We start from the raw sequence: 12,861 nt of genomic DNA, 5'->3' as shown, positions 1-12,861 counted from the left end.
CCTAGCGTTCCCTCCGCACCGCCTCACCACGTGCCTTGCCGAGAGAAAGAAGTACGGGACATGTTCGTCGTCGACACGCAGATCCACATCTGGCTGGAAGAGACCCCGGACCGCCCCTGGGTCCCGGGTGCCCGGGAGCGGATCCGCCTCAACGGCCACCGCGAGGACCCCTTCTCCTACGAGGAGGCCCTGGAGCTGATGGACGAGGCCGGCGTGAACCGCGCGCTGATCCTGCCGCCGTCCTGGGAGGGTGACCGCATCGACTACGCCCTGGAGGCCTGCGAGGCGCACCCGGACCGCTTCGGCATCATGGCCCGCATCCCGCAGAACAAGCCCGAAGAGGGCAAGGCCATGCTGAAGGACTTCGCGCAGAACCCGCACATCAAGGGCACGCGACTGACCTTCCACCGGCCGCAGGACCGCAACTGGATGATCGACGGCACCAACGACTGGTACTGGCCCGTCGCCGCGGAGCTCGGCATCCCCACCATGGTGCACGCCCCGATCTGGAAGCGTGAGCTCGGCGAGATCGCCGCCAAGCACCCCGAGCTGAAGATCATCATCGACCACATGGGCATCATGGCCCGCTGTGTCGACGACGCGATCGGATACTGGGTCGCGGAGACCGCGGACCTCGCGGCCCATCCGAACATCTACGTCAAGGTGTCGGCGCTGCCCGGCTACTCGACGCAGCCGTTCCCGAACAACAACATCCAGAAGTACGTGCGCGAGATGGTCGACAAGATGGGCCCGCAGCGCTGCTTCTACGGCACCGACATCACCCGCCTGCTGGGCCACGGCATCACCTACACCGACACCATCGAGCAGTTCACCAAGCACTGGGACTTCACGCCCGAGGAGCTGGAGTGGATCATGGGCCGCGGTATCTCCGAGGTCCTGAACTGGCCGATCGAGGGCTGAGGAACCACGCGAGATGACCGACACCACCACCGCACCGGGCGCCGACGGCGGAGACGCTCTCGTCACCGCCTTCAACGCCGCCGGCGCCGACTACCTGTTCTGCTCGTCCGGGTCCGAGTGGGCCCCCGTCTGGGAGTCCCTCGCCCGGCGTCACCGGGACGGACTGCCCTGCCCGCGGTACCTGGACCTGACCCACGAGACCGTCGCCGTGGGCATGGCCACCGGCTACGGACTGGTCAGCCGCCGGCCCCAGGGGGTGCTGCTGCACGCGGCGCCCGGCCTGCTCCAGGGTTCGATGGCCGTCCACGGGGCGCTGCTCGCCGGCGTCCCGATGGTGGTCAGCTCCTCGGAGTCGACCACCTACGGTGACGGCCCCGGGCAGGATCCGGGCGGCCAGTGGTACCGGAACCTGTCCATCGTGGGCGGCCCGCACGGGGTCGCGGCCCCGTTCACCAAGTGGTCCACTGAGGCCGCCAGCGTCCACACGCTGCCCACCATGGTCACGCGGGCGGCCGAGCTGGCCTGGCGGGCCCCGGCCGGCCCGGCGTACCTGAACGTCCCGCTGGAGATCCTCCTGGAGGACTGGGACGGCCGCGAGGCCAAGCCCATCGTGCCGCCGGGCTCCACGCACAGCTCGCCCGAGGAGGCCGACGCGGTCGCCCGGCTGATCCGCGAGGCGAGGAACCCGGTCGTCGTCACCGAGACCGCCGGCCGGGAGGCGGGCGGCTTCGAGGCACTCCTCGCCTTCGCCGAGGCATGGAACATCCCGGTCGTCGAACCGGACTCGGCGGTGTGCGGCAACTTCCCGCGCACCCACCCGCTGCACGCCGGCAGCGACATCGGCCCGTGGATGGACGAGGCGGACCTCATCCTCCTCGTCAACTGCCGTGCGCCGTTCTACCCGCCGTCGCGCCGCCCCTCCAAGGCACGGGTCGTCGTCATCGACGAGGTGCCGCAGCGTCCGCACGTCGTCTACCAGGTCCTGTTCGCCGACGCGTACCTGGAGGGCAACGTCGCCAACACGCTGCGCCAGCTCGCCAAGCGGGCGAAGGATCTCGACGAGGCAGCCGTCGCCGTACGGCGCACCGCGCAGGACGAGCGGCACGCCGCCGAGCAGACCGCCATCGCCGACGCCGAGGCCAGGGCCGGGGCGCAGCGGCAGACCGAGGGCGTCGACCCGGTACTGGTCGCCGCCACGCTGCGCGAACTGCTCGACGGCGCGGACGGCGTCGTCGTCGACGAGACCATCACCCACAGCCGCGTGGTCAAGCGGCACCTGCGCACGGCCGACCCCGACTCGTACTTCTACGTACAGGGCGGCCTCGGCCAGGGCATCGCGGTCGCGCTCGGCGTCAAACTCGCCGCGAAGGACCGGCCGGTGGTCCTCACCATCGGTGACGGCGCGTTCACCTACAACCCGGTCGTCGCGTCGTACGACGCGAGCAGGGCCTACGAACTCCCGCTGCTCATCGTGGTGTTCAACAACCGTGTCTATAAGTCGATGAACCTCAACCACCGCAGGTTCTATCCCGACGGAGCGGCCGCCCAGACCGGCGAATGGCTCGGCACCGACCTGCACCGCCTGCCCCGACTGGCCCGGTTCGCCGAGCCGTTCGGCATGCACACCGAGACCGTCGACACCGCACAGGCGCTCGGACCCGCCCTCGAGCGCGCCCTCAAGGCCGTGGCGGAGGGCACCACCGCCGTCGTCGACGTCCTCGTCACCCGCTGAACCAGGAGGCACCGCCACCATGTCCACCCTCACCCCACCCCCGAAGATCCTGGTGCCCGCCGAGGACCTGCGCACCTTCTCCGCGGCCCTCCTCGAGAAGGGCGGTCTGCGCGCCGAACACGCCCGCACCACCGCCGACGTGTTCGTCTGGGCCGCGCTGCGCGGCGTCGACTCGCACGGCATCGCCCGGGTCCCCGCCTATCTGGACCTGCTGGAGAAGGGCGTCGCCAACGCCGACGCCCGGATCACCGTCGAGTCCACCACCCCGGCCGCGGCCGTCCTGGACGCCGACCGCGCCCCCGGCCCGGTGGCCCTCAGCGCGGCGGCCGACGAGGCCGTGACCAGGGCGCGGACGACCGGCGTCGCCGCGGTGGGCGTGCGCCGCACGGTGCACACCGGCGCGATCGGCTACTACGTGTCGAGGATCGCCGAGCAGGGCCTGGTCGGCATCGGCTTCGTCGCCGGGATGCCGAACATGGGCTACACCGGCGTCCGGGGAGCGGCGGTCGCCACCAGTCCGCTCGCCATCGCCGTGCCCACCGACTCCTCGTCGGCGCACGCGCCGCTGCTCCTGGACATGGCGACCGCGACCGTCGCGCTCGGCAGGATCCGGCAGGCGAGGGCGAGCGGCACCCCGCTGCCCGAGGGCGCGGCCGCCACCGAGGACGGCACCCCGACCACCGACCCGGAGAAGGCGGTCATGCCGCTCCCGCTCGGCGGGGCCAAGGGCTCCGGCATGTCCCTCGCCTTCGAGCTGCTGACCAGCGTGCTGGTGGGGGCGCCGATCTTCGCGTCGTTCCACTCGGACGACCCGGCCGGCCGCAAGCACCGCCAGAACGCCCTGCTCATCGCCGTCGACCCGGCCGCCTTCGGGGGCGCGGAGGCCTTCGCCGCGTCCGTGGACGCCACGCTGGACACCCTCAAGGGCCTGCCGGCCGCGGACGGCGCGCAGGGTGTGTTCTACCCGGGCGAGCGCAGTGCCGCCGTGGCCGAGGGGCGTGGGAAGAAGGGCGTCCCGGTGGCGCCCAAGGTGTGGCGCGACCTGACCGAGCGCGCCGGGAAGCTGGGCGTCGCCCTGCCGGAAGCCGCCGGACAGTAGACCGCGGCTGCCCGGGGCGACGACCCGGGGAGGGGCGGGTGGCCGGGCACGCCGGTGCGGCGGACGACGCCTGCGGACCACCCGGGTGGCGTCCGGTGCGGCGGACGCGACCTCCCGCCCCCTCGCGGCCTCACGAGGCCCGTGACGTACCGGCGCCGGTCGCCCGTCGAAGATGGCGGGCGATCAGCGCGTAGGTGGTCCGGGCCCTCTCGTCGTCCTTGGTGTCGTAGCCGTGGTCGGCCCCGGCGAGGTCGTGGTGCCCGACCAGGGCACCGGCCGCGTCCAGCCGCTCCGCGTAGCGCACCCCCTCGTCCCTGAGCAGGTCGTACTCGGCCGTGATGACCAGCGCCGGGGCGATGCCCGTCAGGTCGGCGGTGTCGGAGGCATGGGCGGGCGAGACGAACCGGTGGGCGCGCTCACGCGGATCCGGCACGTACGAGGTGTCGAAGATCTCGGCCATCCAGGGCCGCAACAGAGGCTTGGCGACAGCCGCCTTCTTGTCCTTCGCGCTGGTCGCGAGATCCAGCGGCGGGTAGTGCAGCACCTGCAGGGCGATCGCGGGTCCACCCTGTTCCAGGGCCTGGCGGGCCACGGCCGCCGTGAGTCCGCCGCCCGCGCTCTGTCCGCCCACGGTGAGCCGCCCGCCGTCCCAGCCGTGCTCCGCGCCGTGCTCGGCGACCCAGCGCACCACCTCGAAGGCCTGCGTGGGCGGGGCCGGGAACGGGTGCTGCGGGGCGACGACGTACTTCACGTTGACCACGACCACCCCCGCTTCGGCGGCCAGCCACCGGCAGAGCCCGTCGTCGAGTTCCGGCATCGACACGACATAGCCGCCGCCGTGGAAGTTGACGTGGACGGGCGCGGGCGTCGCCGTCCCGGCCGGGGGCTCGTACACCGTGACCTGGGCCGGGGCGACGGAGGTCGGCACCGTCAGCTCACGCACCACGCGCGGGTACTCCGGGAAGCGGGCCTGCCCGCCGGCGGTCGGGCCGGGGCCACCGGATCGGCGGCTCGCCAGCCCGGTGAGGCCCTGCATCGTCTTGGCGGCGAGGGCGGCCACCGCCGGTCTGGCCAGGAGGGACATGCGCGTTCCGTTCGTCGAGCCGTGCCGTCGATCATCAGGATTCCTGTTGAAGGGAACGGGGCGAAGCTAGCACGGAGGGACCCGCGCGCGCACCGGTCCCTCAGTCCCGCCGGGCCACGATCCGGTACGCGTTGGACACACCGAGCCGGTGCGAGAGCGGACGCACCGCGAACCGATCGAGCAGGGTGCCCACGATCAGTGCCGGGATCCCGGCGACCAGCATCGCGGCGCGCAGCGTGCGGCGCAGCGCGCCCGGCGGCTCGGGCAGCCACGGCGCGTCGTCGCGCGGCGCCGCGTGGTCCAGCGCCAGCCAGACGGCGGCCAGCAGGTCGACCGGGTCGTGCGGCTCGGCGTGCTGCTCCGCCAGTACCGTGAAGCCCAGCAGCGTGAGCCGTTCCCGCAGATTGGCCACCGGCACGAAGTGCAGATGCTGCGGCTGGAGCCAGGGCAGCCACCAGCGGCCCAGCAGCCGCGCGTAGCGGCTCTCGGGGTCCGGCACCTCGATGAGGAGATGGCCGCCGGGGCGCACCGTCTCGTGCGCGGCGCGCAGTTCCCGGTCGGGGTCGGTGCTGTGCTCCAGGTAGTGGAACATGCTCACCACGTCGTAACGGGCGGCGAGCCCGGGCGCCAGCTCCGGGAACGCGCCCCGGTAGCCGTGCGCCACCCGGCCCTCCCGCTCGGCGAGTTCGACGCCGTCGGTGAAGTCCAGCCCGTCGAACGTCGTCCCGGGCAGCACCTCCCGGGCGGCCGCGCAGAAGTGACCGTGCCCGGTGCCGACGTCCAGCCAGGTCTTCGGCGCGGGATCGTGCGGCAGCATCGACCCGGCCCGCCCCCGGTACATCTTCGTCCGGCCCCCGAAGGTGTCCCCGAGCTTCTTCTCGCCCAGCCCGTCGTAGAAGTCCCGGTAGTAGAACTCCAGGCCCTCGGCGGTCAGCCGCGGGTTCTGGAAGGTGTGCCCGCAGCTCTCGCAGCGGTCCAGGACGAAGCGGCCCGGCTTGTGCTGGAGCAGGTCGGTGGTGCGCAGCCGGGTGGTGAGCGCCGCCGAGCCGCACCACGGGCAGTTGGTGCGGCGGGGCTCGAAGAAGCGGTCCAGGCCGGCGGCGATGTCCGCCCGGTAGGCGGGACGCGCCTCGGCGATCCGCTCGGCGGTCCTGTTCTCCTCGGTCATCCGAACTCCCGGGCCAGGTCTTCGAGATGGGTGGCGGCGGTGGACGAACCGCCCGCGGCGCGGAACGCCGTACGGATCCGGTCGGCGGCGGCGCGGTATCCGGGTTCGTCCAGCACGGAGTCGAGCGCCGCGCCCAGCTGTCGCACGGTGACCCGGCCGAACCGCACCCGCAGGCCCGCTCCCGCGTCGGTGACCTGCCCGGCCACGACCGGCTGGTCGTCGCGGATCGGGGCCACGACCAGGGGAACGCCGTGCCACAGGGCCTCGCACACGGTGTTGTGCCCGGCATGGCAGAGAACCGCGCCGGATGCCTTCTCCAGCCTTTCCAGCAGGGCGAGTTGAGGCACCGACGGCAGGATCAGCAGGTCCTTGTCCTCGCCCCGCGGCTGCAGCGTGCGGCCCGGGTCGACGATCACGCCCTGCACCCGGTCCGCCCGCTCCCGCAGCACATCCCGGCAGACCTCGAGGAAGCGTCCTCCGACGTCGGTGTTCGCGGTGCCGAGCGTGACCAGCACGGTGGCGCGGCCGTCGTCGAGCCACTCCCAGGGGAAGCCGGCTGCGGACGGCCGGGCCGTGACCGACGGGCCCACCCAGCGGACCCCGTCGTGCGCCTCGCCCGCCAACTCCGGTGTGCTGAAGGCGAGGACGAGATGTGGCGAGAAGCGGGGGTCGGCGTCGCCCGCCGGATCGCCGATCGCGGACCGCAGTCCGGCGAGGCGCCGGTCGAGCCACTCCCCGACCTTGGGCAGCCCGGCCAGCGGATCCGTGAACTCGGCCGAGGTGGTCGCCGAGGTCGCCCACGGCAGGCCCAGCCGCTCCGCGACCAGCGCGCCGGCGAAGGCCTGCTGGTCGGCGACCACGACGTCCGGCCGGAACGCCTCGACGGCCGCCCGCACCCCCGGCGCCATCGCCTCGGCGAGCGGCAGCAGGTACCACTCCCACAGGAACTTCAGCGCCTGCGGACCGCGCAGGTCGGCGGGCCGCTCGCCCGGCGGCGCGCCGCCGCAGGGGAACACCGTCCCGGCGCCGGGGCCCGCCAGCCGGCCGACCAGCTCCGGATCGGCGCAGGCCCACGCCACCCGGTGGCCGCGTGCGGTGAGTTCGGCGGCGACGCCTACGGCCGGGTTGAGGTGACCCACCAACGGCGGTACGACGAACAGGAACCGGCTCACCCCGTCGCCTCCGCCGCCACCCGACCGGCCTCGTCGACGAGGGACAGGATGTGCCCGCCGACCGTCCCCGAGGCCTCCACGAGGACCGAGTGCTCATGCCCCGGGATCACCACGGTGCGGCAGTCCGGCAGCACCGCCCGGAGCCAGGGCGCCAGTTCGGCCAGATCGGAGTCGGCGCCGTACAGTCCGAGCACCGGGCAGCGCACCGCCGCTATCTGATTGTCCGTCAGTACCCGACTGGCCGGGATGTCCCGGCCGAGGGAGGTCTCCCGCGCGAGCCGGGCCGCGCCCTTGGCCAGGCGGGCCGTGTTGTGACCGCGGTTCGCGGTGATCCAGGCGATCGCGTCGGACTCGTTCCGGGCGAGCTGGGTCACGACCCGGTCCAGGATCCCGCCGAGCTTCACCGCCCAGGCGGCGGTGGCCGGTTCGGACTCGACGAGGCTGACGCTGGCCGCCCGCTCGGGGTGCCGGGCCGCGTAGCCGAACGCGATCGTGCCGCCGTAGGAGTTGCCGACCAGGTGCACCGGACCGCTCACCCCGAGCCGGTCGAGCAGTGCCTCCAGGTCGTCGACGTTGTCGTCCAGCGCGTAGCCCGCGGTGGGGCGCTCGCTGCGGCCGTGGCCCCGCAGGTCGTACATGACGACATCGAGGCCGGCGGCCGCGAACGCCGGGGCGACGGTGAAGTAGTAGCTGGCCAGGCTGTCGGTCAGCAGACCGTGCACCAGGACCACGGTGGCGGTGGCCGGCCGGCCCTGCCGGGGGCCGATCCGCTGTACGTGCAACCGGACGGTGCCGGTGTCGACCATCGCCATGGCTCAGCTCGCCTCCGCGGCCTTCAGGCTCGTCACGACGTACTCGACGAGCCGTCCGACGGTCAGTTCGATGATCTCGTCGAACTCCATGCCGGCCAGGAACTCGGCGAAGTTGACCCGGTCGCCGTACCGCTCCTGGAGCAGGCCGGCCAGGGTGACGAGGTCGATGCTCTCCAGCTCCAGGTCCCGGTTGAAGGTGGTCTGCAGGTCGATCTCGATGTCGTCGAGCCCGTACTCGTCCTCCAGGAGCCGCGTGAGCATGCCGGTGAGATCGGCCAGGACGGACCGCTCGTCGGCGGTGACGGGGGTGTGGGGGGTGGGGGGTGTCATCGGGCGTCGTACTCCTCTGCGGTCGGGTGTCCCGTCGTCCAGGCCACCACGTACGAACGTTCGGGCAGCCGGGGCGGGTTGGCGGCCGGTGCGCAGTGCACGGGCCAGGCCCGTTCGAGGCGGCCCGCGACGGTCAGCCGGTCGCCGGCCGGTGTCGCGTCGAACACGGTGAAGTCCCTCGGCCGGCCCTCGAATCCGGTGCCCTCCGCCTTGGCGACGGCCTCCTTCGCCGCCCAGAAGCGGGTGAACCACAGCGCCTCGGAGTCGCCGGAGCCGGCCGACAGGTCTCGCAGCAGCCGTAGTTCGTCCTCGCCGAGGGCGGCGGCGAGGGTCTGCGGGGTGCGGTCGGTGACCTCCTCGATGTCGATTCCCGGGCCGGGGCCCGGCGTGTGCGGCCGGACGATCGCGACGCCCGCCTCCGCGCAGTGGGCCAGCGAGACGTCCAGCGCGGGCAGGACGCGTCCGTGCACGCCGGTGACGTACGGCCGTCCGGCCTCGTCGTTGTGGACCCGCAGCTCGGCCGGGAAGACCGGGCCCTCGCCCTGGTCCCACAGCCACTGCCGTACCGCGTCCTTCACGGCGATCCGGCCCAGCAGCCACTGACGGCGCCCGCGCGGCGCGTGCTGCGCGTACTGCGAACGCTCCGCGCCACCCAGCGAGTTGCGCATGATCAGCTCGCGGGACGCCAGGTCCGGCCACCGCTCGTGCAGCAGCTGCCAGCCGCCCGGACGGGTCTCGGACAGGGTGTGGCGCTCGGGGAAGCGCTCGACGGGCCGGGTCCTGGGGTCGTTGTCGAACCGGCGGTCCTGCCAGCCGGACAGCTCGGCCCAGACCGTGCCGCCGGCCGTCAGCTGCACGTCGGCCTCCAGGAAGGCGTCGGTGAGCGAGGTGATCCGCACCAGGCACCCCACCTCGGTCCCCGGCGCCGGATGCGGTCCGTGGAAGCGCATCTCCCGCATCCCGACGGGGAACACGACGGTCCGTTCGGCATGGGTCGCCATGATCCAGTAGCCGAGGATCTGGCCGACGTTGTCCAGCAGGGCGCCGGGCGCGTACGGGGTGGTGATCACCCCGCGGATGTGGCGGTCGCCGATCGCGGTGAGCTCGGTGACGCCCTGGAACGCCGGGCCGTGGAACATCCAGCGCTCGTCGTAGAGCTGGGCGGCGGTGTGCTCCGGGGCACGCTCGGTGACGGGTTCGACGGGCCACGGGGCGGGCGGCGGTGGGTGGGCGGCGGCCAGTTCGACGGTGGCGCGGGCCCGGGGACCGAAGGACACGGCCAGCCGGCCGGAACCTTCGGCCGTCACGGTCACGGGCACGTCGACGGCGGGGGTGGCGGTGAGCCACTCCTCGAACCGCGCGCCGTGCACGGCCACCGGCACCGTGCCGGGGGCCGCGTCCCGCGCCGCGTCCGCCGCCGCGTCCACGATGTGCCGCACGATCGTCGTCGCCGGGACGACCGGCCACCGGTCGGCGACCTCGGGCCAGCCGGGCCGCTGCGGGAAGAAGCAGTGGTCCAGCAGGTAGGGCATGGTGTCGGGGGAGACGTGGACGCTGCCGTGCCACGGGCCGGTCGGCCGTGCGGCCGCCACGGCGCCGGCCCTCGCGGTCATGAGGGCGGCCGCCGTGTCCGCCGTCTCGTGCAGCAGGGCGGACAGTTCGGCGGCCATCGGCGAGTCCCCGGCCAGGGCGTCCAGCGGCGACGGGCCGGCGGGACCCGCCGCACGGACCGGGGCGCGCAGCTCGGCCCGCAGGGCGGTGAGCCGCTGCGGCGCGAGGGACACCAGGGCGCCGCCCAGATCCAGCCGCACCGGCGGCCGAGCCGTCCGCTCGGCCGCGGCGGACGTCGGGGAGGGCCCGGGGGAGGACGCCACGGAGGGTTCCAGGGAGGGCGCCACCGCCGCCCCCGCCGTCCACAGCGCGGTGGCCACCCGGCGGAGCTGGGCGAGGCCCGTGCGGTGGGGGGAGTTGGCGGCCACGACCAGGTGGTCCCGGCCGCCCAGGGTGTCCCCGACCAGCGAGCCGAGCTGACCCGGGCCGACCTGGACGTACACCCGGTGTCCGGACGCGTACAGCGCCTCGGTCAGCTGCCGGAAGCGGACGGGCTCCAGCAGATGGCGGACGAAAAGGGACCGTATCCCCGCCTCGTCCTCGGGGAAGGGCGCTGCGGTCGTCCCCGACCAGAGGGGGGTGTGCGGCGGACGGAGCCGGAACCGGTCGGCGGCCTCCTTGATCGGGCCGAGATGCGGTTCCAGCATCGGTGTGTGGAAGCCCGACCGGAACGGCAGCACCTGGCTGAGGACACCCTGGGCGCGGAAGGCCCGTACGAACTCCTCCACCGCCGCTTGCGGCCCGCACACCATCGACTGGCCGGGCGCGTTGTCGTGGGAGAGCACCACGCCCGCCGTGGCCGGGCCGCCGTCCCGCAGGGCGGCCAGGACCCGCTCGGCGGACGCGCCGATCGCCCCGAAGGCCAGCCCCGGAACCGATACCGAGTCGGGGTCGAAGTCCGCCATGAACGCGTCGACCTCGTCCCCGGAGTACAGCCCGGCCGTCGCCATCGCCGTCCACTCGCCCACGCTGTGTCCTGCGACCGCGGACGGCACGATCCCGCCGCGGCGCAGCGCGGCGTCGAGCAGCCGGCCGACGGCGACCACACCGAAGCCGTGACGGCCCACGTCACCGGTCCGGTCCCCGCCGACGGACGGGGCGGGCAGACCGAAGTGGGCGGCCACGTCGTCGACCTGCGGAGCGAAGTCGCCCTCCAGGCCCGGGAACAGGAACGCGGGCCCACCCCCTTCGGCGCCCAGCAGGGGGCTCGGCCGGAACCAGACGTCGCTGCGGCCGTGCCAGGCACGCCGCTTGCCGACCGCGCGGCGGGCCAGGGCGAGCCGCTTGGCGGTCGGGTCGACGATGCCGAGACGGGCCGGTCCCGCGTCCGGGTGCGGATGCGAGGGCGCGAGTCCGGCGGCCCGCACGGCGGCGTCGTCGGCGTCCAGAAGGGCGGCGAGACGCGCGGGGGAGTCGGCGGCGAGCAGCAGGACCTGCTCGGGTTCGGTGACCGCCAGGGCCGGACGGGGCGGGGCGGCCGCGCGGGATCCGCGGGTCCCGGACGCGCGGGATCCGCGGGTTCCGGGCGCCTCCTCCAGCACCACGTGCGCGTTGATCCCGCCGAATCCGAACGCGTTGACGGCGGCCCGGCGCACGGGCTGCCGCTCGGTGGTCTCCCAGTCGGCCGCCTTCTCCAGGGTGCGGAACCGGGTGCGGGCCAGGGCGGGGTGCGGGTCGTCGCAGTGCAGCGTCGGGAGCAGCGTGCCGTGGTGGACGGCGAGCGCGGCCTTGACGAGCCCGGCCACCCCGGCGGCGGGCATGGTGTGCCCGATCATCGACTTGACCGACCCCAGCACCGCTTCACCGTCGCCGGGGCCGAACACCTCGGCGAGGGTGGCCAGTTCGGCCTCGTCGCCCGCCGGGGTCGCGGTGCCGTGCGCCTCCAGCAGACCGATCGAACCGGGCTCGGCCGGGTCGAGCCCGGCGGCCCGCCACGCCTGCCGGACGGCCTGTGCCTGACCGCCCGGATCGGGGTTGACCAGCCCCGCGGCCCGGCCGTCGCTGGCCACCCCGGTGCCCCGGATCACCGCGTAGATCCGGTCGCCGTCGCGCTCGGCGTCGGCCAGCCGCTTGAGCACGACGACACCCGTCCCCTCGCCGATCAGGATGCCGTCGGCGTCCCGGTGGAAGGGGCGGCTGCGCTGGCTGGGGGAGAGGGCGCGGAGCTGGGAGAAGACGCTCCACAGCGTGATGTCGTGGCAGTGGTGCACGCCGCCCGCGAGCATCAGGTCGCAGCGCCCGGAACCGAGTTCGCCCACCGCCTGGTCCACGGCGACGAGCGAGGACGCGCAGGCCGCGTCCACGGTGTACGCGGGGCCGCGCAGGTCCAGCCGGTTGGCGATCCGGGAGGCGGCCAGGTTGGGCACCAGACCGATCGCGGACTCGGGACTGTCCGGACCGAGCCTCTCGGTGAACGCCGCCCGTACCCGGCCGAGTTGGTCGGTTGTCAGGTCCGGCAGCAACTCACCGAGGGTGTGGACGAGTTGGCCGGCCGTCCGGACCCGTTGGTCGAGCCGGACCAGGCCTGGACCGAGATAGCCGCCCCGGCCGAGGACGACGCCGACGCGCCCTCGGTCGGGGAGCCGGTCCGGGCCGCCCGCGTCGTCCAGGGCGGCCGAGGCCACGTGCAGGGCGATCAGCTGGTCCGGCTCGGTCCCGGCCACCGAGTGGGGCATGATCCCGAACCGGGTCACCTCCACCTCCGCGAGCCCGTCCACGAACCCGCCCCGGCGCGCGTACACCCGGTCCGCGACGGCCGGTTCCGCGGCGGTGCCGGGACGGTAGTACGCGGCGTCCCAGCGCCCCTCGGGCACCTCGCCGATCGCGTCCACGCCGTCCCGCAGGTTCCGCCAGTACGCGTCCAGGTCGGCGGCGCCCGGCAGCAGGACCGCCATGCCGACGACGGCGACCGGCCGGTGACGCGCGGCCATGG

General features: G+C 74.0%; 9 protein-coding genes. 3 read left to right on the top strand and 6 right to left on the bottom strand.

From position 1 onward, the window contains the following. Positions 1–60 precede the first annotated feature (60 nt). From ASD48_RS26740 to ASD48_RS26730, 3 genes are read left to right on the top strand one after another with little or no spacing between them, the layout of a single operon-like run. On the top strand, positions 61–921 hold the full coding sequence (locus ASD48_RS26740; protein ID WP_054241279.1) for an amidohydrolase family protein: 861 nt from the start codon (positions 61–63) through the stop codon (positions 919–921). A 13-nt stretch (positions 922–934) separates the two neighbouring features. After that, complete coding sequence (locus tag ASD48_RS26735; protein WP_057604249.1) at positions 935–2,653, top strand: thiamine pyrophosphate-dependent enzyme; 1,719 nt, start codon at positions 935–937, stop codon at positions 2,651–2,653. Between the two features lie 19 nt (positions 2,654–2,672). Next, positions 2,673–3,752, top strand: a complete 1,080-nt coding sequence (locus ASD48_RS26730) for an Ldh family oxidoreductase (RefSeq protein WP_057604248.1) — start codon at positions 2,673–2,675, stop codon at positions 3,750–3,752. Between the two features lie 130 nt (positions 3,753–3,882). On the opposite strand, the gene ASD48_RS26725 is transcribed toward ASD48_RS26730, so the two are convergent. The 6 genes from ASD48_RS26725 to ASD48_RS26700 all read right to left on the bottom strand — a co-directional run bounded on the left by ASD48_RS26725 (position 3,883) and on the right by ASD48_RS26700 (position 12,859). Then, complete coding sequence (locus ASD48_RS26725; RefSeq protein ID WP_057604247.1) at positions 3,883–4,836, bottom strand: alpha/beta hydrolase; 954 nt, start codon at positions 4,834–4,836, stop codon at positions 3,883–3,885. A 100-nt stretch (positions 4,837–4,936) separates the two neighbouring features. Then, positions 4,937–6,004 carry a class I SAM-dependent methyltransferase gene (locus ASD48_RS26720; RefSeq protein ID WP_199875964.1) on the bottom strand — a complete coding sequence of 356 codons (1,068 nt, stop codon included), beginning with the start codon at positions 6,002–6,004 and terminating at the stop codon, positions 4,937–4,939. Further along, positions 6,001–7,176 carry a glycosyltransferase gene (locus ASD48_RS26715; RefSeq protein WP_057604246.1) on the bottom strand — a complete coding sequence of 392 codons (1,176 nt, stop codon included), beginning with the start codon at positions 7,174–7,176 and terminating at the stop codon, positions 6,001–6,003. The genes ASD48_RS26720 and ASD48_RS26715 overlap by 4 nt, the downstream gene beginning before the upstream one ends. Next, positions 7,173–7,988 (bottom strand): alpha/beta hydrolase, encoded by an 816-nt coding sequence (locus tag ASD48_RS26710; protein WP_057604245.1) that lies wholly within the window; start codon positions 7,986–7,988, stop codon positions 7,173–7,175. The genes ASD48_RS26715 and ASD48_RS26710 overlap by 4 nt, the downstream gene beginning before the upstream one ends. A 3-nt stretch (positions 7,989–7,991) precedes the next feature. After that, the gene (locus tag ASD48_RS26705; protein WP_057604244.1) at positions 7,992–8,318 is read right to left on the bottom strand and encodes an acyl carrier protein; all 327 of its coding nucleotides are present in this window, start codon (positions 8,316–8,318) and stop codon (positions 7,992–7,994) included. Next, the gene (locus ASD48_RS26700) at positions 8,315–12,859 is read right to left on the bottom strand and encodes a type I polyketide synthase (RefSeq protein WP_063887501.1); all 4,545 of its coding nucleotides are present in this window, start codon (positions 12,857–12,859) and stop codon (positions 8,315–8,317) included. Before ASD48_RS26700 ends, ASD48_RS26705 begins: the two co-directional genes overlap by 4 nt. Positions 12,860–12,861 lie beyond the last annotated feature (2 nt).

It is taken from the genome of Streptomyces sp. Root1310, from assembly GCF_001426425.1.
Classification (GTDB): Bacteria; Actinomycetota; Actinomycetes; order Streptomycetales; family Streptomycetaceae; genus Streptomyces.
This window is presented reverse-complemented; position numbering and strand designations above follow the sequence as displayed.

What these genes read in the sequence shown, in the direction of transcription:
- ASD48_RS26735 (WP_057604249.1), top strand. Translation starts at nt 935, where the DNA reads ATGACCGACACCACCACCGCACCGGGCGCCGACGGCGGAGACGCTCTC.
- ASD48_RS26740 (WP_054241279.1), top strand. Translation starts at nt 61, where the DNA reads ATGTTCGTCGTCGACACGCAGATCCACATCTGGCTGGAAGAGACCCCG.
- ASD48_RS26710 (WP_057604245.1), bottom strand. Translation starts at nt 7,988, where the DNA reads ATGGCGATGGTCGACACCGGCACCGTCCGGTTGCACGTACAGCGGATC.
- ASD48_RS26705 (WP_057604244.1), bottom strand. Translation starts at nt 8,318, where the DNA reads ATGACACCCCCCACCCCCCACACCCCCGTCACCGCCGACGAGCGGTCC.
- ASD48_RS26725 (WP_057604247.1), bottom strand. Translation starts at nt 4,836, where the DNA reads ATGTCCCTCCTGGCCAGACCGGCGGTGGCCGCCCTCGCCGCCAAGACG.
- ASD48_RS26700 (WP_063887501.1), bottom strand. Translation starts at nt 12,859, where the DNA reads ATGGCCGCGCGTCACCGGCCGGTCGCCGTCGTCGGCATGGCGGTCCTG.
- ASD48_RS26730 (WP_057604248.1), top strand. Translation starts at nt 2,673, where the DNA reads ATGTCCACCCTCACCCCACCCCCGAAGATCCTGGTGCCCGCCGAGGAC.
- ASD48_RS26720 (WP_199875964.1), bottom strand. Translation starts at nt 6,004, where the DNA reads ATGACCGAGGAGAACAGGACCGCCGAGCGGATCGCCGAGGCGCGTCCC.